This window comes from Cryobacterium sp. TMT1-19, from assembly GCF_004403055.1.
GTDB lineage: Bacteria > Actinomycetota > Actinomycetes > Actinomycetales > Microbacteriaceae > Cryobacterium > Cryobacterium sandaracinum.
In genome coordinates this window covers 51797-75458 of the sequence record NZ_SOHB01000010.1, presented here as the reverse complement: position 1 = coordinate 75458, position 23662 = coordinate 51797, and the positions used below count along the sequence as shown (strand labels likewise).

Genomic DNA, 23662 nt, shown 5'->3' with positions numbered 1-23662 from the left:
GATTTGGATGATACCTACCTGGCGAGCACGTACTTGGCGAGTACTTACTTGGCAAGTACTTACTTGGCGAGTACTTACTTGGCAAGTACTTACTTGGCAAGTTTTTCGATCGTGATTTCGGTCTCCGACGCGATTTCGCCGATGGCGTCCCGCAGCTCGGCCTCACGCTTGCGGTAGCCGTCCGAGATGGCCTCACCGAATTCGCGCGCCTTGGTGTCCAGATCGGCGAAGAATTGCTTCCCCTGACGCGTCTTGCCGGCTTCGCGGGCGATGAGCAGCCCCGTGGTGACACCGACGACAAACCAGATGAAATTCTTCATAGCAATGCTCCCTGAATATGTGTGGAGACCCTGAAAAGTGGTGAAAAGGTCGGTTCACGGCGGTTGAACGTCTGGAACGACCGTCTGACCGGCGAATCCCAGACGGGCCGGCTCCGTTCCAGAGTACCCGACTACCTGTGGCGGCGGCGGCGGGTACCGCCCGGGCGGGCAGCCCCCAGGGCCGCGCGAACCCCCGCGGAGAAGCCGGCCACTTTGACCAGCGGGCCGCCGACGGTCGCCGCGACGAGGGCGACCAGAGCGGAGACGTTGCCCGTGACATCCGCAACGTTCGAGGTGATGGTGTCCACCCGGGCCAACTGCGCGTTGGTCTCCTGAATGGTCTTGGTGGATTCCTCAAGCAGTGGGGTGACGGTGTGGGTCAGGTCGCGGATGGCCACGGTCGTCTCGTCGAAGACGCGGCCGAGCTTGACCAGGGGCAGGGCCAGGAACCCGACCAGCATCAGGAAGGCAGCGGCGAACACGAGCCCGACAATATCTCCACCAGACATTGACCAACCATCCATTCCAGATTCGGCATTCACGAGCCAGGTGCGCGTACACAAAGAGCGGACCACCCCAGGGTGATCCGCTCTCCAGCGTAGTTCAGTTGCAGCGCCTGACGGCGGTGCGGGTGAAAAGGAGCCTAGCGGGCCGCGTAGTACTCGACGACGAGCTGGACTTCACAGGTCACGGGAATTTCGATGCGCTTCGGGCGGCGCACGAGGCGGGCCTGCAGCTTGTCGATCTCGACCTCGAGGTAGGCGGGGAGCTTGGGCAGAACGTCGACGTGACCGCCGGCGGCTGCGACCTGGAACGGCTCCATGGCCTCGCTCTTGGGCTTGACATGGATGAGCTGTCCCGGCTTCACGCGGAAGGAGGGACGGTCGACCAGCTGGCCGTCGATCAGGATGTGACGGTGCACGATCATCTGACGGGCCTGGGCGGTGGTGCGGGCGATCGCGGAGCGAACGAGAAGAGCGTCGAGACGGGTCTCGAGGATCTCGACGAGGTTCTCACCGGTCAGTCCCTGGGCGCGGCGAGCTTCCTCGAACGCGATCTTGAGCTGGGCTTCGCGGATGCCGTACTGGGCGCGTAAGCGCTGCTTTTCGCGGAGGCGAACGGCGTAGTCGGAGTCGGTCTTGCGCTTGGTGCGACCGTGCTCGCCCGGGGCGTACGGACGCTTCTCCAGATAGCGCGCGGCCTTCGGGGTCAGGGCGATGCCCAGGGCCCGCGAGAGGCGGGTCTTACTGCGGGTACGTGACTTGGTAGACACGGTGTCCTTTCGATGGAACTGCAAACAAGGGAAACCAGGGCGGGGGCCGCGCAGTGAGACAGCACAGGCTCAACGTCATGGGAGTTCAGAGGGGTGGTGCCACGGGACGCCCGGCTACAGGGCGAGACCATCCAATCCGGAATCGGACGCAGCCGCATGCCGATTCCATTTGTAGGCAGCCTTTAGATTAGCACATCGGGTTGTTCGGCCGTTCCGTTCAGCGGGCACGGATGATCTTGCGCAACTTGGCGAGGCGGGCCGAGACCTCGCGCTCGTGGCCATGCTCGGTGGGCTCGTAATAGCGCACCTCGGCGAGCTCGTCCGGCGGGTACTGCTGGGCCAGCACGCCGAGGGCGTCGTCGTGGGGATACTTGTAGCCCTTGCCGTGGCCGAGGCGTTTGGCGCCTGGGTAGTGCGCATCCCGCAACGGTTTGGGCACCCGGCCGGTCTTGCCGTTCCGCACGTCGGCGATCGCCGCATCCAGGGCCATGTAGGCCGCGTTGGACTTGGGTGCGGTGGCCAGGTGCACGACGGCCTGGGCGAGCGGGATGCGGCCCTCGGGCATGCCGATGTATTGCACGGCGTCGGCGGCGGCGATGGCGATCACCAGCGCCTGCGGGTCGGCCATGCCGATGTCTTCGGAGGCCAGCACGATGATGCGGCGGCAGATGAACCGGGGATCTTCGCCGGCCTCGATCATGCGCGCGAGATAGTGGAGGGACGCGTCGACATCCGAGCCGCGTACCGATTTGATGAAGGCGCTGATGACGTCGTAGTGCTCGTCGCCGTTGCGATCGTAGCGCAGAAGCGCACGGTCGACAGCGAGGGCGACGACCTCGGTGGTGATGACCGGCTTCGCGTCGGACTCGGCGTCGACGGAGGACGCCGCCGCCACCGACCCGGCTTCCAGGGCGGTCAGCGCCCGTCGGGCGTCACCGGACGCGAGCCGGATGATCGCGGCCCTGGCTTCGGGGTCGAGCACGAACCGGTCGGCCAGGCCGCGCGGGTCGACCACGGCCCGGTCGACAACGACACCGAGATCGTCGTCGCTGAGCGTTTCGAGGGTGAGCAGTAGGGAGCGGGACAGCAGCGGCGAGATGACGGAGAAGGACGGGTTCTCGGTGGTGGCGGCCACGAGGATGATGACCCCGTTCTCCACCCCGGGCAGGAGAGCGTCCTGCTGCGCCTTGCTGAACCGGTGGATCTCGTCCAGGAAGAGCACGGTGGAGAGTCCGTAGAGGTCCCGGCTGGTGCGCGCCTCTTCCATTACCTGGCGCACGTCCCGCACTCCGGCCGACACGGCGGACAGCTCGACAAACCGGCGGCCCGAGCTGCGCGCGATGGCCTGGGCCAGGGTGGTCTTGCCGGTGCCGGGCGGGCCCCACAGGATGACAGAGACCGCGCCCTGCTCCCCTGTCTTGTCACTGGCCAGGCTGACCAGCGGGGAGCCCGGTGTGAGCAGATGCTTCTGACCGGCGACCTCCTCGAGGCTCGTCGGGCGCATCCGTACGGCGAGGGGTGTGGCCCCGCTGCGCAGTCCCGGTTGTGAATCCACCATGGGTCCAGCGTAGTTTGTGCCGGTGACCGGGCCGCTCCTGAACCGGTGCTGCCCGGAGCGGATGTTTGTCTGCCCTCTCCGGGTTGCGTAGAGTTCAACATGGTTCGGGCGCCAGACGCTGGAGCCGTCCCCGTTCGATCGGGCCTTCCGAAGGAGGCCGCCTGGAGGCTACGACGTGGTACCGAACAAGAAGCAAGAACGTGAAGCCCGCGAGGCGCGCGTGCGTGTACGCGCCTTTCAGGCCCGGCGTTCGGTGAATGCGCACCAGGTGAAGCGGCGCCGGCGGGACAACCTCATCGCCGGCGTCAGCGTGGCTGTGGTCGTGGCGCTGGCCGTCGGCGCCCAGGTGCTGTTCTTCACCGGAGGCCCCGGCAGCCCGGCACCCTCCGTGGCCGACACCGCTTCCCCCTCCGCGTCGGCCGCACCGTCCGACAGCGCGAACAGCGGCGAGGTGCCGCCCAGCACCCTGGCGGAAGACCGCACCTGGACCGGCACGCTGGCCCTCAACGGCATTCCGCTCGAGATCGAGCTCGATGGAGCCCTCGCCCCTCAGGCGGTGTCCTCGACCATCAACCTGATCACCACCGGCTTCTATAAGGAAGTGACCTGCCACCGGCTCACCGACGGCGGTTTCTTCGTGCTGCAGTGCGGGGACCCGACCGGAACGGGATCGGGTGGCCCCGGCTACAGCTATGGACCGATTGAAAACGCCCCGGCCGACGATGTGTACCCGGCCGGCACACTGGCCATGGCCCGCCAGGGCGGCAACGCCTACAGTATGGGCAGCCAGTTCTTCATCGTCTACGACGACACGACCATCCCCGCCGACGCGGTCGGCGGCTACACGGTGCTCGGCCGGGTGACCGATGGACTGGACGAAATCAAAGCGCAGATCACGGCTGCCGGCGTCGCCGACGGCTCTTCGGACGGCACCCCTCAGGTGCCGACCAGCATCACTCAGGTATCAGTTCAGTAGAACAGACGAACAGCGCGCGGGCTTGCAATAGGCTTGACCGGGTATTGGCTCACTTGTGAGCACACAACGACATCAATAAGGTGAGGCTCTTGACTACGACAGATCAGCAACCATGGGGTCGCGTAGACGAAACCGGCACGGTTTACGTGCGCGAAGCTACAGGCGAGCGCGCCGTGGGACAGTATCCCGACGCGACGCCGGAAGAGGCGCTTGCCTACTTCGAACGGAAATACGTTGAGCTCAACGGCCAGGTCACGCTTCTCGAACAGCGCGCCAAGGGTGGCGCACCTGCCGCAGATATCGCGAAGTCCGTCAAACATCTGACCGAGGCCGTGGCGAACGCCAACGCGGTCGGCAACCTGGCAGCCCTGGCTACCCGCCTGGGTGCCCTCGGCGGCGCGGTGACCGAACTCACCGAGCAGCAGGGCGCCGAAGCGAAGGCCGCAGCGACCGCCGCCGTCGCCGAGCGTGCCGCGATCGTCGCCGAGGCCGAGGCTCTCGCCGCCGAAGACCCGGCTAAGACGCAGTGGAAGCAGACCAGCGCTGCTCTGGAAGCCCTGTTCGCGAAGTGGCAGGCCCACCAGCACGATGCTCCGCGCATTCCCAAGGGCGAGGCCAATGACCTCTGGAAGCGGTTCCGCGCGGCCCGCACCACGATCGAGCAGAACCGCAAGGCATTCTTCGCCGAGTTGGACAGCGCCCACAAGGACGTTCGCAACCGCAAGCAGCACCTGATCGAACGGGCCGAGGCCCTCGCCCCCAAGGGCGCCGATGGCATCCCGGGCTACCGCAATCTGCTCGACGAGTGGAAGCTCGCGGGTCGCAGCGGCAAGAAGCAGGACGACGCCATGTGGGCCAAGTTCAAGGCAGCCGGCGACGTGCTTTACTCGGTCAAGTCCGAAATCGACGCGCACGACGACGAGGAGTTCGCGGGAAACCTGACTCTCAAGGTCGAGCTGCTCACCGAAGCCGAACTTCTGCTGGCCGAGACGGACCGCACCAAGGCGCGCAGCGCGCTGAGCTCCATCCAGCGCCGGTGGGACGCCATCGGCAAGGTTCCGCGCGACTCGGTCAAGTCCATCGAGGACCGCATGCGCAAGGTCGAGGCAGCCGTGCGCAAGCTCGACGACGACCACTGGAAGCGCAACAACCCGGAGACCAAGGCTCGCGCCGAGGGTCTGGCCGGCCAGCTGCACGATGCCATCGTCAAGCTCGAGGCCGAACTGGCCGCGGCGCAGGCCGGCGGGGATGCCGCGGCGATCACGGAAGCCACCGAGGCTCTCGAGACCCGCAAGGCGTGGCTGAAGGCCATCGGCCAGTAGCCCGGCCGTCCACAGCACGACGAGTGGGGATCTGTCCACAGATCCCCACTTTTTGTGGGCGGGAGAACACACCCGGCGCACGCTGAGTCGATGAACCCACAGTCGATGAACTCACGCCTTCCCGTGGTGCTCTCTGCCCACGACCTGCCGCTCGCGGAGCTGTGCGGCGCCCGTCTCGACGGGGAACTCTTCACCCTGGGCGACTTTTGGTGCCCGGTCGACGAGGTCGATGACCGGGTGCGACGCGCCCGAGCCGTCGGGTTGCTGCTTGCGTCCCCAAGGGCCATCGCCGAGCGGATGACCGCTGCCTGGATCTACGGTCTGGCGCCGGAACCTCGCCGCCACCACTTCTGCGTGCAGAGTTCCGCCCGAATGAAACTGGTCCCGTCGCCCCGAATGCAGATCCGCGAGGTCAGCTGCCCGTCCGACCAGCTTCAGGCGATCTCCGGCCTCCGGGTCACGCTGCCCCTGCGCACCGCCGTCGACCTCGTCCGCTGGCACGACGAGCCCACCGACGGTGACCGGGTTGCCCTGATCGCCGCCCTGCTGCGCCTGGCCGGCTGCACCAGCACCGACCCGGCCAGTCGCCTATGCGCGGCACCCAACCTGCCGTTCAAGGCTCCGGCCCTCACCCGACTGCGGGAGGTGCAACGGTACCTCGACGAGCATCCGCGCCTCACCTGATGTCTCTACCGGGAGGCCAATGCGAGCTGAATGGCCGCTCAGCCCTCGTTGACGCGATAGACGTCATAAACGGCGTCGATACGGCGCACCGCATTGAGCACGCGATCGAGGTGCGTGGTGTCGCCCATCTCGAAGACGAACCGGCTGATCGCGAGTCGGTCGGAGGAGGTGTGCACCGTCGCCGACAGGATGTTGACGTGATGCTCCGACAGCACCCGGGTGACGTCTGAGAGCAACCCGGAGCGGTCGAGAGCCTCGATCTGGATCTGCACCAGGAACAGGCTCTTGGAAGTGGGCGCCCAATCGACGTCGATCATGCGCTCGGGTTCCTTGAGCAGGGACTGCACGTTGCGACAGGATGCCTGGTGCACCGATACCCCGGCGCCGCGCGTGATAAACCCCACGACTTTGTCGCCCGGCACGGGAGTGCAGCAGCGGGCAAGCTTCACCAGGATGTCGGGGGCGCCGCGCACGAGGATGCCCGAGTCGCTGTTGCGGAGCGTCTGGGTGCGGCCGTGGGGCGCGAACGGCAGGTCCGTGGCGTCGCTCTCCTCGACGCTCTGCAGGGTGGCGACCACCTTCTCCAGCACCGACTGCGTCGACACATGCCCCTCGCCGACGGCGGCGTACAGCGCAGAGACGTCTTCATACTTCATCACCGCGGCAACCTCGGCGAAGGAGTCCTGGTTCATCAGTTTCTGCAGCGGCAGGTTCTGCTTGCGCATAGCGCGCGCGATGGCGTCGCGGCCCTGCTCGATCGCCTCGTCGCGGCGCTCCTTGGTGAACCACTGGCGGATCTTGTTGCGAGCCCTGGGGCTCTTGACGAAGTTCAGCCAGTCCTTACTCGGCCCGGAGTCGGGATTCTTCGACGTGAACACCTCGACGACGTCACCGGTGACGAGAGGGCTCTCCAGCGGGACGAGGCGCCCGTTGACCTTGGCGCCCATGGTGCGATGGCCGACCTCGGTGTGCACGGCGTAGGCGAAGTCGACCGGGGTGGCGTCGGCCGGCAGACCGATCACCCGGCCCTTGGGGGTGAAGACGTAGACCTCTTTGGCGCCGATCTCGTAGCGCAGCGAGTCGAGGAACTCCCCCGGGTCGGCCGTTTCGGCCTGCCAGTCGGAGATGTGGGCGAGCCAGGCCATGTCGGTGTCGCTCTGCGGGCCCGGACCGGAACTCTTGCCTGTGGTCTGCTCCTTGTACTTCCAGTGCGAGGCCACGCCGAATTCGGCGCGCTGGTGCATTTCCTGGGTGCGGATCTGGATCTCCACGGCGCGCCCGCTCGGGCCGAGAACCGTGGTGTGCAGCGACTGGTACAGGTTGAATTTCGGGGTGGCGATGTAGTCCTTGAACCGGCCGGGAAGCGGCGTCCACCGGGCGTGGATTGCGCCGAGAACCGCGTAGCAGTCCCGCACCGAGTTGACGAGAACTCGAATGCCGACCAGGTCGTAGATGTCGTCGAACTCGCGCCCGCGCACGACCATCTTCTGGTAGATCGAGTAGTACTGCTTGGGCCGGCCGGCGACCTTGCCGCGGATGCGGGCGGCCTTCAGGTCGTCGACGATCGAGTCGATGACGTGCTGCACGAACTCTTCGCGCTGCGGAGTGCGCTGCTTGACAAGACTGTCGATTTCGGCGTAGAGCTTGGGGTACAGCACCGCGAACGAGAGGTCTTCGAGCTCCCACTTGATAGCCTGGATGCCCAGGCGATGCGCGAGCGGCGCGTAAATCTCCAGCGTCTCGGTCGCCTTCCGAACCGCGGACTCGGCAGGCACGAATCCCCAGGTGCGCGCGTTGTGCAGCCGGTCGGCGAGCTTGATGATCAGCACACGGATGTCCTTGGACATCGCCACGATCATCTTGCGCACGGTCTCGGCCTGGGTGCTGTCGCCGTACTTGACCTTGTCCAGCTTGGTGACGCCGTCGACCAGCATGGTGATCTCGTCGCCGAAATCGTGCCTCAGCTGGTCGAGAGTGTACTCGGTGTCCTCCACGGTGTCGTGCAGCAGTGCCGCCGAGACGGTCTTAGGGCCGATGCCCAGATCCGCCAGGATCTGCGCGACCGCGACCGGATGTGTGACGTACGGCTCTCCGCTGCGGCGAAACTGGCCCTCATGCGCCTGCTCCGCGGTGACGTAGGCCCGCTCGATGATCGAGAGGTCCACCTTGGGATGGTGCATCCGCACGGTCTTCAGCAGCGTGTCGACCGCGCCGACCGGCTGGGCCCGGGAAAAGATCCGAGGCACGAGGCGCCGCAAGGATGCCGGCGGGAGCGGAGCCGGGTAGGCAGGAGGAGTCGTCAGTTCGGTCATCTGGCCACCTCCATCCACTTGATCAATTATCACTGCTCCCGAGCCGGATCGGGTACCACTTCCGGCTCGGGTGCGGGCCTCCTCCGGCGGTGATCAGGGCCGACTAGGTGCTGACTTCGGCGGCCACCTTCAGCGCGGGGCCGGCCTTCGCCCGCTGGGCGAGAACCTTCTGGTCGGCGCGGCGCACGGTCGGCTCCGCGGAGCGGATTTGAGCGTACAGCGGCGACGCGATGAAGATCGTCGAGTAGGCGCCGGCGACGATGCCGATCAGGAGTGCCAGCGAGATGTCCCGAAGGGTTCCTGCCCCGAGCACGAGCGTTCCGATGAAGAGGATCGAGGCGACCGGCAGCACCGCGACGACGGAGGTGTTGATCGAGCGCACCAGGGTCTGGTTGACGGCCAGGTTTACGGATTCGGCCAACGTGCGCGTCTCGGCGCCCGCCTCCGAGGTGTTCTCGCGGATCTTGTCGAAGACCACGACCGTGTCGTAGAGCGAGTAGCCGAGGATCGTGAGAAATCCGATCACGGCGGCCGGGGTGATTTCGAAACCGGTGATGCCGTAGATCCCGGCGGTGATGACGAGGTCGTGCATCAGCGCGGTCATGGCCGCGACCGACATCTTCCAGGTGCGGAAGTACAGTGCCATGCCGATGGCGGCGAGCACGAGGAAGATGAGGAGTCCGCGCACGGCCTGGCCGGTGATGTCCTGGCCCCAGACCGGACCGATGAAGGACGCGGTGACCTGCTCGATCGGCACGGCGTAGGCATCCGCCAGCGCGGCGCGAATCTCCCGGGTCTCGTCGCTGGTGAGCTGGTCGGTCTGCACTCGGATGCCGGTGGTGCTGACGCTCGACACCCTGGGCGTCGCCAACGGGACGACCTCGGTCACGGCATCGGCGGCAGCTCCCTGGTCCTGGTCGGCGACCTGGGAGATCTTGAACTCGGAGCCTCCCGTGAACTCGATGCCGAAGACGAAGCCGCCACGCAGCTGGGGAACGACGATGGCCACGAAGAGTGACACGACCGCGACCAGGTACCAGGTCTTGCGCCGCCCGACGATGTCGAACGAGCGCTTGCCGGTGTGCAGGTCGTTGCCGAACTGGGAAAAGCTGGCCATTAGGAATCCTTCCCGTCAGTCGTTCGATCCGCACTGGAACCGACGAGTTCTGACGCCTTGCGCTCGGCGATGGTCTGGCGCTTGGCTGCCTCACGGCTGGCCGAGGACAGTTTGGCGGAAGGGAGGTCATCCGAGGGACGGAATTTCGCCCGCCCGCGGTAGGTCGCGCCCAGGGCCCGCGGGTCGAGGCCGCTGAACTTGTGTCCGTCGCTGAAGAACTTCGTGCGCGCCAGCAGCTGGAGCATCGGGTGGGTGAAGAGCATGACCACGAGCACGTCGACGAGGGTGGTCAGCCCCAGGGTGAGGGCGAAGCCCTTGACGTTGCCGACGGCGACGATGAACAGGACGCCGGCGGCCAAGATGTTGACCGCGTCGGAGGCGAGGATGGTGCGCAGGGCGCGCTTCCAGCCGGCCTCGACGGAGGATTCGAGCCCTCGTCCGTCCCGGAGCTCATCACGCACCCGCTCGAAGTAGACGATGAAGGAGTCGGCGGTGATGCCGATCGCGACGATCAGACCCGCGACGCCGGCCAACGACAGCCGGTAGCCCTCGCGCCAGGACAGGATCGTGATCAGCAGGTAGGTGATGATCGCGGCGACCGTGAGCGACGCCACTGTGACGAGGCCGAGCAGGCGGTACTGGATCAGCGAGTAGAGCACGACCAGTACGAGTCCGATCAGGCCTGCGATCAGGCCGCCGGTGAGCTGGCTGGAGCCCAGGGTCGCCGAGATGGTGTCCTGGCTCTGCACGGTGAAGCTGATCGGCAGGGCGCCGAACTTGAGCTGGTCGGCGAGGGCCTTCGACGAGTCCTGGTCGAAGTCACCGCTGATCTGAGCGTTGCCGTCGGTGATGGCCGCCAGGGTGCGCGGGGCCGAGATGACGTTGCCGTCGAGCACGATCGCGAACTGGTTCTGCGCTGCGGTGAGCGCGTTCAGCCGGGTGCTGACGTCGGCGAAGGCCTTGGTTCCGGTTCCGTCGAAGGTGATGTTGACGACCCATTCACCGGTCGTGGCGCCGCTCTGCGTGGTCTGCTGGCCGTTGGTCGCGTCGGAGACGTTCTCGCCGCTGACTTCGACCGGGCCGAGGATGTACTTGATGGAGCCGTCGGCCTCACAGGTGACAAGCGGCTCCGCCGCCGGTGCCACATTGGTGGTATCGATCTTGCTGCAATCGAAGGCCTCGTACCGGGCCTGGAGCGCGGGGGTGATCCAGTTCAGGTCGCTCCCGTCGGTGGGCACCGCGGTCGGGGTGCTTTCCAGACTCGGGTCGACCGTGGGGGTCGGTACCGGGGTCGCGACCCCGTCCTCTCCGACAACGTCTTCACCGACGCTGGCCGCGGACGGGGCACCGGCCACGAGCACCGGTCGGAACTCGAGCTTGGCTGAGGACTCGATTCGGTTGATCGTCGCGTCGTCCGGCACGCCGGGGATGGACACGACGATGTTCTGGCCACCCTGGGTGTTGATCTCCGCCTCGGAGACGCCTGCCGAGTCGATGCGCTGCCGAATGATCTTCACGGCCTCGTTGAGCTGCTCCGAGGAGACGGACTGCCCGGACTCGAGCTTCGGCGCGAGGATGATCTGCGTGCCGCCCTCGAGGTCCAGGGCCAGCTTTGGGGTCCAGGATCCGCCGCCGGTGAGCACGCCGGCCGTGTTGAGCGCAATCAGGCCGACGATGATCACACCCAGCCACGTGAGTGAACGCCAGGCCTTCTTGGCCGAAGACGACTTTGCCACCAGAGAACTCAGCTTTCTATGCTCATGCTCATGCCCGCGCCGAGGCGCGGGCATGGAGAGGGATTGGTTAGGCGTCGCCCTTTTTGGGCTCTTCGTCGGTGTCGGCGACGCGCTGACCGAAGTCAGGTTCGCCCATAACGGTGGTGCTGCCCTGGTTCAGCTCGGCGACGCCCTCATCTTCGGGCTCGGCCACGATCGGCTCCACCACGCGGGCGATGGTCTGACGGTGCAACTGCACGACGGTTCCGGGGGCGATCTTGAGGGCAACCTTATTCGCCTCCTCGTCAATCGCGAGGATGGTTCCGTACATGCCGAAGTTGGTCATGACCTCGGCGCCGACGACCATCTGGGCCTGCAGGGCAGCGAGGTCCTTCTGGCGTTTGCGGCTGTTGCGGAACATGAAGAACACGAGCGCCGCGAGAACGGCGAGCATGACGAGAGTCAACGGATCCATAAAACTGTGGGACCTTCCGGTTGCGGCGCGAGGGCCGAAGTCTGTGCGTCTGGCTCGGGGGAACCAGCACGAGTGGTTCGAGGCGAACCAACTCGAATTATAGGTCATCCAGCATAAGAGGGATTGGCGGCCCGCCCACCAGAGGCGCCGTCAGGCCGAAATGCCGCCACGCTTCCGCGGTCGCCACCCGGCCGCGCGGGGTGCGCATCAGGAAGCCGATCCGCACCAGGAACGGCTCCACGACGGCCTCGATGGTCTCGGACTCCTCCCCCACGGACACCGCCAGCGTGTTCAGACCCACCGGCCCTCCCCCAAAACGGGTCAGGATGATGCGCATCACCTCCCGGTCGAGCCGGTCGAGCCCGATGGCGTCGACGTCGTACAGCTCGAGAGCCGCGTACACCGCGGCCACATCGGCGTCTCCACCGTGCACCAGCGCGTAGTCCCGCACCCGCCGGAGCAGGCGGTTGGCGATTCTGGGCGTGCCGCGGCACCGACCGGCGATCTCGGCGATGGCGGCCGTGTCGATCGCCAGGTCGAGCAGTTTGGCTGCCCGGCCGAGCACCTGCTCGAGTTCGTGGTCGGCGTAGAACTCGAGGTGGGCGGTGAAGCCGAACCGGTCGCGCAGTGGGTTGGGCAGCAGTCCGGACCGGGTCGTGGCGCCGACCAGGGTGAACGGCGCCAGGTCGAGGGGTACCGAGGTGGCGCCGGCCCCCTTGCCGACCATGATGTCGATGCGGAAGTCCTCCATCGCCAGATAGAGCATCTCCTCGGCGGAGCGGGCCATGCGGTGGATCTCGTCGATGAACAGCACCTCGCCGGGCACCAGCGAGGAGAGTACCGCCGCCAGATCACCGGCGTGCTGGATGGCCGGGCCGCTGGACATCCGCAGCGGGCGGTTGCCCTCGTAGGCGATGATCATGGCCAAAGTGGTCTTGCCGAGTCCGGGCGGGCCGGCCAGAAGGATGTGGTCGGGGGTGCGGCTCTGCATGGTAGCGGCGGTCAGGAGCAGCTGCAGCTGCCCGCGAACCTTCTGCTGGCCGACGAACTCGCCGAGGCTGCGCGGACGGAGGGCACCCTCGAAGGCCAGTTCGGCGTCGCCCTCGAGTTCCGGCCTGGTGAGCTCCACGCCGGAATCTCCGGCCAGACCCTGTGCGCCGGTCACGGGCGACGCTCCGATGCCTGCTGGGCCGGGCCGAGCCTGACGAGTACGAGGCGAAGGAGCGCTGCGACGCCGACCTGCCCGGGTTCGACGGTCTCCGCGAGGGTCTCGTCGACGGCCTCGGCGGCCACCTTCTCCGACCAGCCGAGCCCGATCAGGGCGGCCTGCACGTTCGCCGACGCGCTGGTGGGCTCCGGGCGGGCGGATGCCGCGGCCGTGACGGTCACGAACACCTTGCCGGCCAGGGAGAGCACAATCAGTTTGGCCGTTTTCGGGCCGATGCCGCTGACCTTGCGGAAAGCGCCGTCGTCTTCTGCCGAGACGGCCTGCGCGATCTGGACGGGGCTGAGCACCGCGAGTACGCCGAGGGCCGATTTCGGGCCGACCCCGGTGACGCCGACCAAAAGCTCGAAGACCTCGAGTTCGTCGGGGGACGGGAATCCGAAGAGGGTGAGCGAGTCCTCGCGCACGATAAGGGTGGTCGAAAGCCGGGCCTCCGTGCCGACGCGCAGGGAGAGCGCAGTGGCCGGGGTGACCTGTACGGCCAGACCGACTCCCCCGACCTCGATCACGGCCGTGGAACCCACGGCAGACAGGACAAGGCCACGAACGGAAGCAATCACCGCTTCAGACTACGGGGCACCGGCGACACTGCGCTGCGCTCGGCGGCGCGCCACGCCTTCTGGGCCGGGGTCAGGGTGCCGGGGACCACGTCGGCGCTGGTGGGCAGGGTGCCGCCGGCCGCCCCGGTGCGCCAGGCATGGCAGATCGCGATGGCCAGCGCGTCCGCGGCATCCGCGGGCTTGGGCACCTCGGCCAGGCCCAGCACCCGCGCCACCATGGCGCCGACCTGGGCTTTGTCGGCGGACCCGTAGCCGGTGATGGCTGCCTTGACCTCGCTCGGGGTGTGCAGGGTGACCGTCAGCCCACGCTGAGCGGCCAGGAGCAGCGCGACGCCGCTCAGCTGGGCGGTTCCCATCACGGTGCTGACATTGTCCTGAGCGAACACCCTCTCGATGGCGACGACCGCCGGCTTGTGCCGGTCGAGCAGGTCTTCCAGGCCCCGGCTGATCAGCAGGAGCCTCTGCTCGAGCGGCAAGTCCGGCGAGCTGCGCAGCACGGTCACGTCGACCAGGGACGCGGATCGGTTGGCGGCGACGTCTACGATTCCGACGCCGCAGCGGGTCAGCCCGGGATCGATGCCCAGAACCCGGACCGACACAGCGCGCTACTCGGCTTCGGCCTGAAGCTCCGCGATGACCTCGGGCGACACGTCGTAGTTACTGTAGATGTTCTGCACGTCGTCGAGTTCTTCGAGGGCGTCGATCAGCCGGAACACCTTGCGGGCGGTCTCGGCGTCGACCTCGACCTTGAGCTGGGGCACGAACGCGATGTCGGCGGAGTCGTAGTCGATCCCGGCGGTCTGCAGGGCGGTCCGGGTCGCGACGAGATCGTGCGCTTCGCTGAAAACCTCGAACTTCTCACCGTCGTCGACGACCTCTTCGGCGCCCGCGTCGAGCACGGCGAGGAGCACGTCATCTTCGCTGAGGCCGTTGCTCTTCGGCACGACGACGATGCCCTTGCGGTGGAAGTTGTACGCGACGCTGCCGGGGTCGGCCATGTTGCCGCCGTTTCTGGACATGGTGGTGCGCACCTCGGCGGCCGCGCGGTTCTTGTTGTCGGTCAAACACTCGATCATGACGGCGACGCCGTGCGCGGCGTAGCCCTCATACATGATGGTGGTGTAGTCGACTACTTCGCCGGACAGGCCGGCGCCGCGCTTGACGGCACGGTCAATGTTGTCGTTGGGAACAGAGGTCTTCTTGGCCTTCTGGATCGCGTCGACCAGGGTCGGGTTGCCCGACAGGTCGGCGCCACCCATGCGGGCCGCGACTTCGATGTTCTTGATCAACTTGGCGAAGGCCTTGGCCCGACGCGAGTCGGTGACCGCCTTCTGGTGCTTTGTTGTCGCCCACTTGGAATGTCCGGACATGAGTCTCCCGTTGTCTTTGGCTGTCGTGACGTGGCTGTCGATTGGCGCGGAGTTGTCGCCGCCGTGCTGGTCGCCGCACTACTGGTGCCATTGGTCGCTGCACCGTGGGGTGCGCCTCATTCTAACCCGCGATGCCTGATGGGCCGGGCTTCACGCGCCCGGGGCCGCGGCGATCAGTTTGTTCAGGGTGCGGAGGTTGCGGGTGGTCGTGGTCGACCGGTACCGGGCCTTGCCGCTCAGCTTGCTGAACGGACTGTTGATGCCGATGCTTCGGCGCACCTGCCAGTAGAGCACGCCGGTTCCGGGCCGAACCTGCTCCGTTTCCGGGTCCGGTTCCCCAGCCGCCTCGAGCAGTTCGTCGAGCGCGGTCTGCGCCGATCCGAACACGACATACGGATGCCAACCGTCCCGCTCCGCATCGAATGGGAACGCCCGCGCCACCCCGTCGAGGGTGTCAACGCCGAGCAGCACGATCCACGCCTGATAACCGAAGTTGTCGGAGAGAGCGCGTTCGATTGTGGCCTTGAGGGCCGCGGCATCCGTCTCGCCCGCCGTGAAGATCACGTTGCCGCTGGCCAGAATCGTGCGGACATCCGTGTAGCCGAGCCCGCGGAACACGGCCCGCAGGTCCGTCATCGTGATCGTGATCCCGTTGACGTTGATTCCGCGCAGGAGCGCCACCCAGCCGCCCATGACCGGAGCCTAGTAGCGGAAGCCGGCGGCGGCCACCTTCTGCAGGAAATAGTCGTGGAACCGGTACTCCCCGGTGATCTCGGGGTGGAATGAGGTTCCGAGCAGGTTGTCCTGCTCGACCGCGACGCAGCGCCCGTCCGAGAGCGTGGCTATCGCGCGCGCCCGGGTCCCGACGGACTCCACCACGGGGGCGCGGATGAAAATGGCGTGCACCGGCGGCTCACCGAGCACCGGCACGTCGAGGTCGGTCTCGAAAGAGAGCGTCTGCGAACCGAAGGCGTTGCGACGCACGGCGATGTCGAAGCCGCCGATGCTCTGCTGCCCTTCGATCCCGTCGATGACGGTGTCGGCGAGCATGATCAGGCCCGCGCAGGTGCCGTAGACGGGCAGGCCGGCCCGCACGGCCTCGGCCAGCGGTTCCGCCACGCCGAACGCGCGGGCCAGTTTGTCCATGACGCTGGATTCGCCGCCGGGGATCACGAGCCCGCTGATGCGGTCCAGTTCCTCCGGGCGGCGGATGAGTTCGACTTCGGCGCCGAGGGACCGCAGTACCTCGGCATGCTCACGAAAGTCACCCTGCAGGGCGAGAACTCCAACGCTCACGAACGGGTATCTACCAGCCGCGCTCGGAGAGGCGGTGCGGCGCAGCCAGATCGGACACGTTGATGCCGACCATGGCCTCGCCGAGTCCGCGCGAGACGGATGCGATGACGCTGGGGTCGTCGTAGAAGGTGACGGCCTTGACGATGGCGTTGGCGCGGGCCTGCGGGTTGCCCGACTTGAAGATGCCGGAGCCGACGAATACACCGTCCGCACCCATCTGCATCATCAGGGCCGCGTCGGCGGGGGTGGCCACGCCACCCGCGACGAAGAGCACGACGGGGAGCTTGCCGGTGGCGGCGATCTCGGCGACGAGTTCGTACGGCGCCTGCAGTTCCTTCGCGGCGACGTACAGTTCGTCCTTGGTCAGAGCCGACAGGCGGGCGACCTCACCCTTGATGGTGCGGATGTGCTTCATGGCCTCCGAGACGTCGCCGGTGCCGGCTTCGCCCTTGGACCTGATCATGGCCGCGCCCTCGTTGATGCGGCGAAGCGCCTCACCCAGGTTGGTCGCGCCACAGACGAACGGGACCGTGAAGTTCCACTTGTCGATGTGGTTGACGTAGTCGGCCGGGCTCAGCACCTCGGACTCGTCGATGTAATCGACGTTCAGGGCCTGAAGGATTTGAGCTTCGACGAAGTGGCCGATGCGCGCCTTGGCCATCACCGGGATGGATACCTCGGCGATGATGCTGTCGATCAGGTCGGGGTCGCTCATGCGGGCAACGCCACCCTGGGAACGGATGTCGGCGGGAACCCGCTCAAGGGCCATGACGGCGACAGCACCGGCGTCCTCGGCGATGCGAGCCTGCTCGGCGTTGACGACGTCCATGATGACGCCGCCCTTCATCATGTCGGCGAGACCACGCTTGACGCGGCTCGAACCAAAGGCGGAAGTGGTTTCAGTCATAGCTTTGATTCTATTCCTTGGGTGGTGTCGATTCCGCCCGGCGGGTGCCGGTGGAGGGGTATATACGGCTAGTTGCCATCCTGGGGCCAGCCCTCGGCGACTTCGCGCCGCACATCGCCCAGAAGACGGGGAATCGCCTTCGTTCCGGCGATGATCGGGAAGAAGTTCGAGTCGAGCGCCCAGCGGGGAACGATGTGCTGGTGTAGGTGCTCGGCAATGCCCGCGCCGGCAATACGGCCTTGGTTCATGCCGATGTTGAAGCCGTCGCAGTGCGACACCGCCTTGAGCACACGCATGGCCACCTGGGTGAGACTGCCGATCTCGGCGACCTCCTCCGGACTGGCCTCGTCGTAAGTCGCGACGTGCCGGTACGGACAGACCAGCAGATGCCCGCTGTTATACGGGAACAGGTTCAGCAACACGTAGGCGTGCGTGCCGCGGGCCACAATCAGGGCCTTCTCGTCGGTCATGCTCGGGGCTAGGCAGAAGGGGCAGTCATCCGGGTGCGGCTGCTGGCCGTCCTGGATGTAGACCAGGCGGTGCGGGGTCCATAGCCGTTGGAAGGCATCCGGAACCGCGGCGAACTCGGACGACTGCTCGAGCCCCTCGAACTCGTCGCTATGCGTGTCCATCTCAGACCTGGCCCTGGGTCGTGACCTGCGCGCGCATATGGATCGCGGCGATGATGCGACGGATGGCTTCGTCGGCCGGCACGCCGTTCTCCTGGGTGCCGTCGCGGAACCGGAAGCTCACCGAGCGATTGGAGCGGTCATCCTCGCCGACGATCAGCTGGAAGGGCACCTTCGCCTTGGTGTGGTTGCGGATCTTCTTCTGCATGCGGTCGTCGGAGTGGTCGACCTGGGCGCGCACGCCTGCCGTCTCGAGCCGGCCGATGATTTCGTCGAGGTATGGACCGTACTGCTCGGACACGGGGATGCCGACGACCTGCACCGGGGACAGCCACACCGGGAACGCCCCGGCGTAGTGCTCGGTGAGCACGGCGAAGAAGCGCTCGATCGAACCGAATAGGGCCCGGTGGATCATCACCGGGCGCTGGCGGGAGCCGTCGGGGGCGGTGTACTCGAGGTCGAACCGTTCCGGCAGATTGAAGTCCAGCTGGATGGTGGACATCTGCCAGGTGCGGCCGATCGCGTCGCGGGCCTGCACGGAGATCTTCGGGCCGTAGAAGGCGGCGCCGCCCGGGTCGGCCACGAGTTCGAGACCGGATGCTTCGGCGACTTCGCGCAGGGTGTCGGTCGCTTCCGCCCAGGCCTCGTCGGTGCCGACGAACTTCTTCGGGTCCTTCGTGGAGAGCTCGAGGTAGTAGTCCTCGAGGCCGTAGTCGGCGAGCAGCTTGAGCACGAAGCTGAGGGTGCTGGTGAGCTCCTCTTTCATGCCTTCGCGGGTCGTGTAGATGTGCGCGTCGTCTTGGGTCATCCCGCGCACGCGGGTGAGGCCGTGCACGACGCCGGACTTCTCGTAGCGGTAGACCGAGCCGAATTCGAACAGGCGCATGGGCAGGTCGCGGTAGCTGCGGCCGCTGGAGCGGAAGATCAGGTTGTGGAACGGGCAGTTCATCGGCTTGAGGTAGTAGTCGACGCCCTGACGGGTCATGTGGCCGTCGGCGTCGTACTCCGCGTCGAGTTTCATCGGCGGGAACATGCCATCGGCGTACCAGTCGAGGTGACCGGACGTCTCGAACAGGTTCGACTTGGTGATGTGCGGCGTGTAGACGAAGTCGTAGCCGGCCTCGGTGTGGCGCTTGCGGGAGTAGTTCTCCATCTCCTGACGGATGATGCCACCCCTGGGGTGGAAGACGGGCAGGCCGGAGCCGATCTCCTCGGGGAAGCTGAAGAGGTCGAGTTCGGCGCCGAGCTTGCGATGGTCGCGCTTGGCGGCCTCCTCCTGGCGGGCTTGGTAGGCCCGCAGTTCGTCCTTGGTGGGCCAGGCGGTGCCGTAGATGCGCTGCAGCTGCGGGTTCTTCTCGGACCCGCGCCAGTAGGCGGCGGCCAGACGGGTCAGGGAGTAGCCGTTGCCGATCATGCGCGTGTTCGGCAGGTGGGGACCGCGGCAGAGGTCTTTCCAGAGCGTCTCCCCCGTCTTCGGGTCCACGTTGTCGTAGATGGTGAGTTCGGCGCCGCCGACCTCGACCGACTCGTTGTCGACGGTCTCGGCGGCCCCGCCCTTGAGCCCGATCAGTTCGAGCTTGTACGGCTCGGCGGCGAGTTCGTCCCGGGCCTGGTCGTCGGTGACGACGCGGCGCACGAACCGCTGGCCCTGGCGGATGATGCGGTCCATGGCCTTCTCGAGCGACTTGATGTCCTCGGGGGTGAATGCCTCTTCAACGTCGAAGTCGTAGTAGAAACCGTCGGTGACGGGCGGGCCGATGCCCAGGCGCGCCGCCGGGTTCACGGTCTGCACGGCCTGTGCGAGCACGTGTGCGGCCGAGTGGCGCAGGATGCTGAGGCCGTCGGGCGAGCCGATGGTCACCGGTTCGACGACATCCGTCGGAATCACCGTCGTGGCGAGATCCTTGAGCTCGCCGTTGACGCGCATTGCGACAACGGACCGGTCGGTGAATAGCTCAAAGCCGTCAGCCACGTGTATTACTCCTCAGTATTGTTCGAACCCCAATAACTTTAGCGGCGCGCCTCGACCACGACGGGCACGGCCATTTTGGGCAAAGAAAAACCCCCGGGTTACCGGGGGTTTGCCTGTGGGCGATACTGGGATCGAACCAGTGACCTCTTCCGTGTCAGGGAAGCGCGCTACCGCTGCGCCAATCGCCCATTCTCTGAAAAGACTTTCCAGAAGTGGAGGTGGATACGGGATTCGAACCCGTGTAGACGGCTTTGCAGGCCGCTGCCTCGCCTCTCGGCCAACCCACCACGTAAGATTCGTACCAAAAAGAACCGGCCTTGCGGCCGATTCCATTCGAGCGGATGACGAGATTCGAACTCGCGACCCTCACCTTGGCAAGGTGATGCGCTACCACTGCGCCACATCCGCACTTGTCAACGTTTCCGCTGACTTGAAAGACTCTAGCCGATTCCGGCCGAACCCGCCGCACCCTCCCCGGCGATTCATCGCGGCGAGCCCGAGGAAGGCCCGACTTCACCTGGATTTCCGGCGCTGTGCGGGCAAAAAAACCCCCACTTTACCGGGGGCTTATCTGTTTCCCAACTCTGTGGGCGATACTGGGATCGAACCAGTGACCTCTTCCGTGTCAGGGAAGCGCGCTACCGCTGCGCCAATCGCCCATTTCCTGAAAGTCATTCCTGTATTGTGACTTCCGGGATTGGAGGTGGATACGGGATTCGAACCCGTGTACACGGCTTTGCAGGCCGTTGCCTCGCCTCTCGGCCAACCCACCACTTGGGATTCATACCGAAAGGAACCGGCGTTTCGGCCGATTCCATTCGAGCGGATGACGAGATTCGAACTCGCGACCCTCACCTTGGCAAGGTGATGCGCTACCACTGCGCCACATCCGCAACTGCCCGCATTTCTGCGCGCTTGGAAGACTCTAGCCGATAGTCCTGTTCATATTCAAACCGAGTCGTTCCGGCGTGTTGAGGCCGCCACGATGTGCGCCTTCCACCCGGTCTGGGTTAGTATCGAGACTCGTGGTTACAGTACGAGGCCACAGGGGCGATTGGCGCAGTTGGTAGCGCGCTTCCTTCACACGGAAGAGGTCATCGGTTCGAGTCCGGTATCGCCCACAGCTAAGAAAAAGCCCCGGAGATCCGGGGTTTTTCCTTTTCTCGGTACGGGTCGGAGACTACCTGCGCGGCGCGGTCAGGCCCGCTTCCCGGAGATCACCCGGGCAAGCCAGACGATCAGCGCGATCACGGCGAGCACGATGCCAACCCAGATGAGGAAGTTGAGCGACTCGACGAACCCTCCGGTGAACAGAAGCGCGATGGCGATGATGGCAACGATGACGAGGAGTACGTTCATCCTGCTCGCCGTCCTTTCTTTTGATTGACGTGCACTGATGGTGTGGAGATGTGGATTCGACTCAATCCGTGACGGCGTCCTTGACGTTCTCTCCGGCCTGCTTGAGGTTTGCCCTGGCCTGTTCAGCCTTGCCCTCGGCTTCCAGCCGCTCGTTGTCGGTCAATTTGCCGGCGGCCTCCTTTGCCTTGCCCACGGCTTCCTCGGCCGTGTTCTTCATCTTGTCCGAAGCACTCATGGGGACCGTCCTTTCACTCGTATCCAGCTTTTGCGGTCAGTATAAAGCTCCCGCCCAAGGTAATCTAGGCTGAAATCCATGGACGGGCTTGTCGATCTCTGGGGGCAACTCTCCGCCCGAAACGAGCCTCTGCCCGCGGTCACGGCCTGGCTGACCATCGCGGCCGCTGCCGTGCTCGTGCTGGTTCCGGCCGCGTGGCGGGTCACCCGCCACGTCATCACGATCGCGCACGAGGGCGGCCATGCGGTGGTCGCGACGGTGAGCGGTCGCCGGCTCGGCGGTATCCGTCTGCATTCCGACACCTCGGGGTTGACCGTCAGCAGCGGACGCCCGCGCGGACCCGGCATGGTGCTGACCCTGCTGGCCGGCTATACCGCCCCTGCCCTGCTGGGGCTCGGCGCCGCACGGATGCTCAGCCTCGGCTACGACATCGGCCTGTTGTGGCTGTCGCTGGCGGCCCTGGCACTGCTGCTCGTGCAGATCCGCAACTGGTTCGGACTGTGGTCCGTCCTCGTTACCGCTGGTCTGGTCTTCGGCATCACCTGGTTCGGCACTCCTCCGGTGCAGAGCGTCTTCGCCCTGCTGATCACGGCGTTTCTGCTGCTCGGGGCTGTGCGCACCGTGGTCGAGCTCCAGCGGTCCCGGTCGCGGAGCCGCGGTACCGCCTCCGACGCCGACCAGCTGGCCCGTCTGACCCACATCCCGGGCGTGGTCTGGGTGGCCGTGTTCTTCACCGCGACGATCGCGTGCGCGGGGTCCGCCGGACGGCTCCTCGGCCTGCTTGCCTGATCCTGCCCCGCGGGGGTGCTGCCGTCAGGAGACCGTCGGCACGGCGTGTTTGAAGCCCACGTGGGACGCGGTGAAGCCCAGCCGTTCATAGAACCGGTGCGCGTCGACGCGCGCTGCGTCCGACGTGAGCTGGACGAGTTGAGCCCCGAAGGCCGGGGCATTCTGCACGGCCCACCGAATCATGGCTCCGCCGAGCCCGCGGCTCCTCTGATCCGAGCGAACCCGGACGGCCTCGATCTGCAACCGGGTGGACCCGACCCGGGCGAGCCCAGGGATGACGGTGAGCTGCATGGTGGCCAGCACCTCGCCCAGGAGCGACGTCGCGACCAGCAGCTGTTGGGCCGGATCTGCGTCGATTGCGGCGAATGCCCGTTCGTAGGCGACGCGATCTTCCGGTCGGTCGGCGTCGCCTCGGGAAGCGCTGATGGAGTCGTCGGCGAGAAGCCCCACGATTGCAGACAGGTCCTGGGACAGGGCGCGCCGAAGGAGCACAGCGCCGGCGGGAAGGGTGAGGGTGACGTCGACCATTCTCCGAGTATCCCAAATGCCGCCTTCGCGTCTGTGCTCAGGTGAGCTGGGCCCGGGTCTGGGCCCAAGCCCCAGCCCGAGTTCCAGCCCCAGCCCTCGCATGCTGACAACTGATCTCGCCCGACTCCAACGCGGCGCGGGCCAGCCCGAAGCGACGCCCCGCCTCGACCGGTTCCGCCCGCCGGGCGAACGCCCCGCCCTACCTTGCCTCGATAGGGTCGGCCCGCGACTCAGCCGGCGGCGCCGAACCAGGTGGTGACCCCGGGCGAATACAGCACGGAATCCGGCTCGCGTCCGGCCAGCCCGGGGAATCCCGCCACGGCGAGCAGGGTGTCGTCAAGGCTCACCAGTTCGGCCTCGAAGAGCTCCCACGGCTCATGGTGGTTGCGCAGGTGCACCGTGCGGCCACGCGTACGGGTGAATAGAGCCCAGCGGGCGGTCAGGAAATCGGCGAGCGGGTCGCCGACGACCGGGCGGGCAGTCGGCCGCACCACGATCTCGGTGTGCGCCCCGGCGGCCAGGTGGCGGCGCGCGGTGTAGCGGTACTCCCCCGCCCCGACCTCAAGCTTGGTGCGGGACCACATGTACGGGATCGAGAACAATGCCCGGGCCGCCAGCACAGCCGCCAGCCGGGAGGCCTCCAGCGAGACGAAGACCACGCCGCGGTGCCCGTTCGCATCCACCGCGTACAGGCGCACGTTCACCTCAACGAAGGTGCCGAAGTAGGGAATGGGCGGACTGCCGAAGACGGTGGCCCGGTCCAGCACGAACGGGATCAGCCCAACCCAGCTAGCGCCGTCGAATTCGTCGGGCACGAGACCGTCCGGCAGCAGCGGAGCCAGGAGAGCGGCGTCCACGCGCCAGTGCACGAACATCAGATTCGACCAGCGCTGGCTCGAGGACGCTCGCCCGGCCAGCAGGGGCGCAACGGCCGAGACCGGGTCCATCGCGGCATCCGTCATCTGGAAATCTCCCCTTGTTCCCGAGCCCATGCGGACCGGACTGCGGCATTCTGTGAACATCAACGGTACTCGCACCGG

Annotated in this window: 25 protein-coding genes and 7 tRNA genes; 5 read left to right on the top strand and 27 right to left on the bottom strand. The window is 66.4% G+C overall.

Annotated elements, in window-relative coordinates:
* Window positions 1-89 precede the first annotated feature (89 nt).
* The 4 genes from E3T40_RS02670 to E3T40_RS02655 all read right to left on the bottom strand — a co-directional run bounded on the left by E3T40_RS02670 (window position 90) and on the right by E3T40_RS02655 (window position 3151).
* Window positions 90-320, bottom strand: a complete 231-nt coding sequence (locus E3T40_RS02670; protein WP_104171029.1) for a hypothetical protein — start codon at window positions 318-320, stop codon at window positions 90-92.
* Window positions 321-451: 131 nt separating this feature from the next.
* Window positions 452-829, bottom strand: a complete 378-nt coding sequence (locus E3T40_RS02665; protein ID WP_104171030.1) for a DUF948 domain-containing protein — start codon at window positions 827-829, stop codon at window positions 452-454.
* A gap of 134 nt (window positions 830-963) precedes the next feature.
* Window positions 964-1593, bottom strand: a complete 630-nt coding sequence (gene rpsD / locus E3T40_RS02660; protein ID WP_104100497.1) for a 30S ribosomal protein S4 — start codon at window positions 1591-1593, stop codon at window positions 964-966.
* 217 nt (window positions 1594-1810) lie between these two features.
* Window positions 1811-3151, bottom strand: coding sequence for a replication-associated recombination protein A (locus E3T40_RS02655; protein WP_104194886.1), 1341 nt, complete (start codon window positions 3149-3151; stop codon window positions 1811-1813).
* A 175-nt stretch (window positions 3152-3326) separates the two neighbouring features.
* Between E3T40_RS02655 and E3T40_RS02650 the strand changes: the two genes are divergently transcribed.
* From E3T40_RS02650 to E3T40_RS02640, 3 genes are all read left to right on the top strand, one after another.
* Complete coding sequence (locus E3T40_RS02650) at window positions 3327-4127, top strand: peptidylprolyl isomerase (RefSeq protein WP_134542599.1); 801 nt, start codon at window positions 3327-3329, stop codon at window positions 4125-4127.
* Between the two features lie 89 nt (window positions 4128-4216).
* A complete protein-coding gene (locus E3T40_RS02645; RefSeq protein ID WP_134542598.1) occupies window positions 4217-5449 on the top strand; it encodes a DUF349 domain-containing protein in 1233 nt (410 codons plus the stop codon).
* Window positions 5450-5554: 105 nt separating this feature from the next.
* Window positions 5555-6133: a hypothetical protein gene (locus E3T40_RS02640; RefSeq protein ID WP_134542597.1), complete on the top strand. Its 579-nt coding sequence runs from the start codon at window positions 5555-5557 to the stop codon at window positions 6131-6133.
* A 38-nt stretch (window positions 6134-6171) separates the two neighbouring features.
* Here E3T40_RS02640 and E3T40_RS02635 read toward each other — a convergent pair whose 3' ends face one another.
* The 19 genes from E3T40_RS02635 to E3T40_RS02545 form a co-directional block, all read right to left on the bottom strand.
* Window positions 6172-8445, bottom strand: a complete 2274-nt coding sequence (locus tag E3T40_RS02635; protein ID WP_104100492.1) for a bifunctional (p)ppGpp synthetase/guanosine-3',5'-bis(diphosphate) 3'-pyrophosphohydrolase — start codon at window positions 8443-8445, stop codon at window positions 6172-6174.
* Between the two features lie 103 nt (window positions 8446-8548).
* Complete coding sequence (gene secF, locus E3T40_RS02630; RefSeq protein ID WP_134542596.1) at window positions 8549-9562, bottom strand: protein translocase subunit SecF; 1014 nt, start codon at window positions 9560-9562, stop codon at window positions 8549-8551.
* Window positions 9562-11298, bottom strand: coding sequence for a protein translocase subunit SecD (gene secD, locus E3T40_RS02625; protein WP_104171036.1), 1737 nt, complete (start codon window positions 11296-11298; stop codon window positions 9562-9564). Before secD ends, secF begins: the two co-directional genes overlap by 1 nt.
* Before the next feature lie 67 nt (window positions 11299-11365).
* Window positions 11366-11752, bottom strand: coding sequence for a preprotein translocase subunit YajC (yajC, locus tag E3T40_RS02620; protein ID WP_134542595.1), 387 nt, complete (start codon window positions 11750-11752; stop codon window positions 11366-11368).
* Between the two features lie 97 nt (window positions 11753-11849).
* Window positions 11850-12881 (bottom strand): Holliday junction branch migration DNA helicase RuvB, encoded by a 1032-nt coding sequence (gene ruvB, locus E3T40_RS02615; protein ID WP_134542626.1) that lies wholly within the window; start codon window positions 12879-12881, stop codon window positions 11850-11852.
* A 32-nt stretch (window positions 12882-12913) separates the two neighbouring features.
* Complete coding sequence (ruvA, locus tag E3T40_RS02610; protein WP_134542594.1) at window positions 12914-13537, bottom strand: Holliday junction branch migration protein RuvA; 624 nt, start codon at window positions 13535-13537, stop codon at window positions 12914-12916.
* On the bottom strand, window positions 13534-14136 hold the full coding sequence (gene ruvC, locus E3T40_RS02605) for a crossover junction endodeoxyribonuclease RuvC (protein WP_104100487.1): 603 nt from the start codon (window positions 14134-14136) through the stop codon (window positions 13534-13536). Before ruvC ends, ruvA begins: the two co-directional genes overlap by 4 nt.
* 6 nt (window positions 14137-14142) lie before the next feature.
* On the bottom strand, window positions 14143-14907 hold the full coding sequence (locus E3T40_RS02600; protein ID WP_104100486.1) for a YebC/PmpR family DNA-binding transcriptional regulator: 765 nt from the start codon (window positions 14905-14907) through the stop codon (window positions 14143-14145).
* 150 nt (window positions 14908-15057) lie between these two features.
* Window positions 15058-15600, bottom strand: coding sequence for a DUF1697 domain-containing protein (locus E3T40_RS02595; protein WP_134542593.1), 543 nt, complete (start codon window positions 15598-15600; stop codon window positions 15058-15060).
* 9 nt (window positions 15601-15609) lie between these two features.
* A complete protein-coding gene (gene pdxT, locus E3T40_RS02590) occupies window positions 15610-16203 on the bottom strand; it encodes a pyridoxal 5'-phosphate synthase glutaminase subunit PdxT (protein WP_104171041.1) in 594 nt (197 codons plus the stop codon).
* A 10-nt stretch (window positions 16204-16213) separates the two neighbouring features.
* Window positions 16214-17110 carry a pyridoxal 5'-phosphate synthase lyase subunit PdxS gene (pdxS, locus tag E3T40_RS02585; protein WP_104100483.1) on the bottom strand — a complete coding sequence of 299 codons (897 nt, stop codon included), beginning with the start codon at window positions 17108-17110 and terminating at the stop codon, window positions 16214-16216.
* A gap of 68 nt (window positions 17111-17178) precedes the next feature.
* Window positions 17179-17742, bottom strand: coding sequence for an HIT domain-containing protein (locus tag E3T40_RS02580; RefSeq protein WP_104100482.1), 564 nt, complete (start codon window positions 17740-17742; stop codon window positions 17179-17181).
* Between the two features lies 1 nt (window position 17743).
* Window positions 17744-19666: a threonine--tRNA ligase gene (gene thrS, locus E3T40_RS02575; RefSeq protein ID WP_241981652.1), complete on the bottom strand. Its 1923-nt coding sequence runs from the start codon at window positions 19664-19666 to the stop codon at window positions 17744-17746.
* A gap of 161 nt (window positions 19667-19827) precedes the next feature.
* Window positions 19828-19899: transfer RNA gene (locus E3T40_RS02570), tRNA-Val, on the bottom strand.
* Between the two features lie 25 nt (window positions 19900-19924).
* Window positions 19925-19998: transfer RNA gene (locus E3T40_RS02565), tRNA-Cys, on the bottom strand.
* A 49-nt stretch (window positions 19999-20047) separates the two neighbouring features.
* Window positions 20048-20119, bottom strand: a tRNA-Gly gene (locus E3T40_RS02560).
* Window positions 20120-20298: 179 nt separating this feature from the next.
* Window positions 20299-20370, bottom strand: a tRNA-Val gene (locus E3T40_RS02555).
* A 39-nt stretch (window positions 20371-20409) separates the two neighbouring features.
* A tRNA-Cys gene (locus E3T40_RS02550) sits at window positions 20410-20483 on the bottom strand.
* A 49-nt stretch (window positions 20484-20532) separates the two neighbouring features.
* Window positions 20533-20604, bottom strand: a tRNA-Gly gene (locus E3T40_RS02545).
* A gap of 155 nt (window positions 20605-20759) precedes the next feature.
* Here E3T40_RS02545 and E3T40_RS02540 point away from each other — a divergent pair.
* Window positions 20760-20832: transfer RNA gene (locus E3T40_RS02540), tRNA-Val, on the top strand.
* A gap of 76 nt (window positions 20833-20908) precedes the next feature.
* On the opposite strand, the gene E3T40_RS16210 is transcribed toward E3T40_RS02540, so the two are convergent.
* Window positions 20909-21070 (bottom strand): hypothetical protein, encoded by a 162-nt coding sequence (locus E3T40_RS16210; RefSeq protein ID WP_166786551.1) that lies wholly within the window; start codon window positions 21068-21070, stop codon window positions 20909-20911.
* Window positions 21071-21131: 61 nt separating this feature from the next.
* Entirely contained in the window at window positions 21132-21305 is a 174-nt protein-coding gene (locus tag E3T40_RS02535) for a CsbD family protein (RefSeq protein WP_104171043.1), read from the bottom strand.
* A 78-nt stretch (window positions 21306-21383) separates the two neighbouring features.
* Here E3T40_RS02535 and E3T40_RS02530 point away from each other — a divergent pair, with 78 nt between their 5' ends.
* Window positions 21384-22094 (top strand): M50 family metallopeptidase, encoded by a 711-nt coding sequence (locus tag E3T40_RS02530; RefSeq protein ID WP_104194895.1) that lies wholly within the window; start codon window positions 21384-21386, stop codon window positions 22092-22094.
* 24 nt (window positions 22095-22118) lie between these two features.
* Here E3T40_RS02530 and E3T40_RS02525 read toward each other — a convergent pair whose 3' ends face one another.
* Window positions 22119-22622 carry a GNAT family N-acetyltransferase gene (locus tag E3T40_RS02525; protein WP_104171045.1) on the bottom strand — a complete coding sequence of 168 codons (504 nt, stop codon included), beginning with the start codon at window positions 22620-22622 and terminating at the stop codon, window positions 22119-22121.
* Between the two features lie 230 nt (window positions 22623-22852).
* Window positions 22853-23584 carry a YqjF family protein gene (locus E3T40_RS02520; RefSeq protein ID WP_104194897.1) on the bottom strand — a complete coding sequence of 244 codons (732 nt, stop codon included), beginning with the start codon at window positions 23582-23584 and terminating at the stop codon, window positions 22853-22855.
* Window positions 23585-23662: the final 78 nt, after the last annotated feature.

What these genes read in the sequence shown, in the direction of transcription:
- pdxS (WP_104100483.1), bottom strand. Translation starts at nt 17,110, where the DNA reads ATGACTGAAACCACTTCCGCCTTTGGTTCGAGCCGCGTCAAGCGTGGT.
- E3T40_RS02665 (WP_104171030.1), bottom strand. Translation starts at nt 829, where the DNA reads ATGTCTGGTGGAGATATTGTCGGGCTCGTGTTCGCCGCTGCCTTCCTG.
- E3T40_RS02580 (WP_104100482.1), bottom strand. Translation starts at nt 17,742, where the DNA reads ATGGACACGCATAGCGACGAGTTCGAGGGGCTCGAGCAGTCGTCCGAG.
- E3T40_RS02600 (WP_104100486.1), bottom strand. Translation starts at nt 14,907, where the DNA reads ATGTCCGGACATTCCAAGTGGGCGACAACAAAGCACCAGAAGGCGGTC.
- E3T40_RS02635 (WP_104100492.1), bottom strand. Translation starts at nt 8,445, where the DNA reads ATGACCGAACTGACGACTCCTCCTGCCTACCCGGCTCCGCTCCCGCCG.
- secF (WP_134542596.1), bottom strand. Translation starts at nt 9,562, where the DNA reads ATGGCCAGCTTTTCCCAGTTCGGCAACGACCTGCACACCGGCAAGCGC.
- E3T40_RS02595 (WP_134542593.1), bottom strand. Translation starts at nt 15,600, where the DNA reads ATGGGCGGCTGGGTGGCGCTCCTGCGCGGAATCAACGTCAACGGGATC.
- E3T40_RS02525 (WP_104171045.1), bottom strand. Translation starts at nt 22,622, where the DNA reads ATGGTCGACGTCACCCTCACCCTTCCCGCCGGCGCTGTGCTCCTTCGG.
- E3T40_RS02530 (WP_104194895.1), top strand. Translation starts at nt 21,384, where the DNA reads ATGGACGGGCTTGTCGATCTCTGGGGGCAACTCTCCGCCCGAAACGAG.
- E3T40_RS02535 (WP_104171043.1), bottom strand. Translation starts at nt 21,305, where the DNA reads ATGAGTGCTTCGGACAAGATGAAGAACACGGCCGAGGAAGCCGTGGGC.
- thrS (WP_241981652.1), bottom strand. Translation starts at nt 19,666, where the DNA reads ATGCGCGTCAACGGCGAGCTCAAGGATCTCGCCACGACGGTGATTCCG.
- E3T40_RS02520 (WP_104194897.1), bottom strand. Translation starts at nt 23,584, where the DNA reads ATGACGGATGCCGCGATGGACCCGGTCTCGGCCGTTGCGCCCCTGCTG.
- E3T40_RS02655 (WP_104194886.1), bottom strand. Translation starts at nt 3,151, where the DNA reads ATGGTGGATTCACAACCGGGACTGCGCAGCGGGGCCACACCCCTCGCC.
- E3T40_RS02640 (WP_134542597.1), top strand. Translation starts at nt 5,555, where the DNA reads ATGAACTCACGCCTTCCCGTGGTGCTCTCTGCCCACGACCTGCCGCTC.
- E3T40_RS16210 (WP_166786551.1), bottom strand. Translation starts at nt 21,070, where the DNA reads ATGAACGTACTCCTCGTCATCGTTGCCATCATCGCCATCGCGCTTCTG.
- yajC (WP_134542595.1), bottom strand. Translation starts at nt 11,752, where the DNA reads ATGGATCCGTTGACTCTCGTCATGCTCGCCGTTCTCGCGGCGCTCGTG.
- E3T40_RS02670 (WP_104171029.1), bottom strand. Translation starts at nt 320, where the DNA reads ATGAAGAATTTCATCTGGTTTGTCGTCGGTGTCACCACGGGGCTGCTC.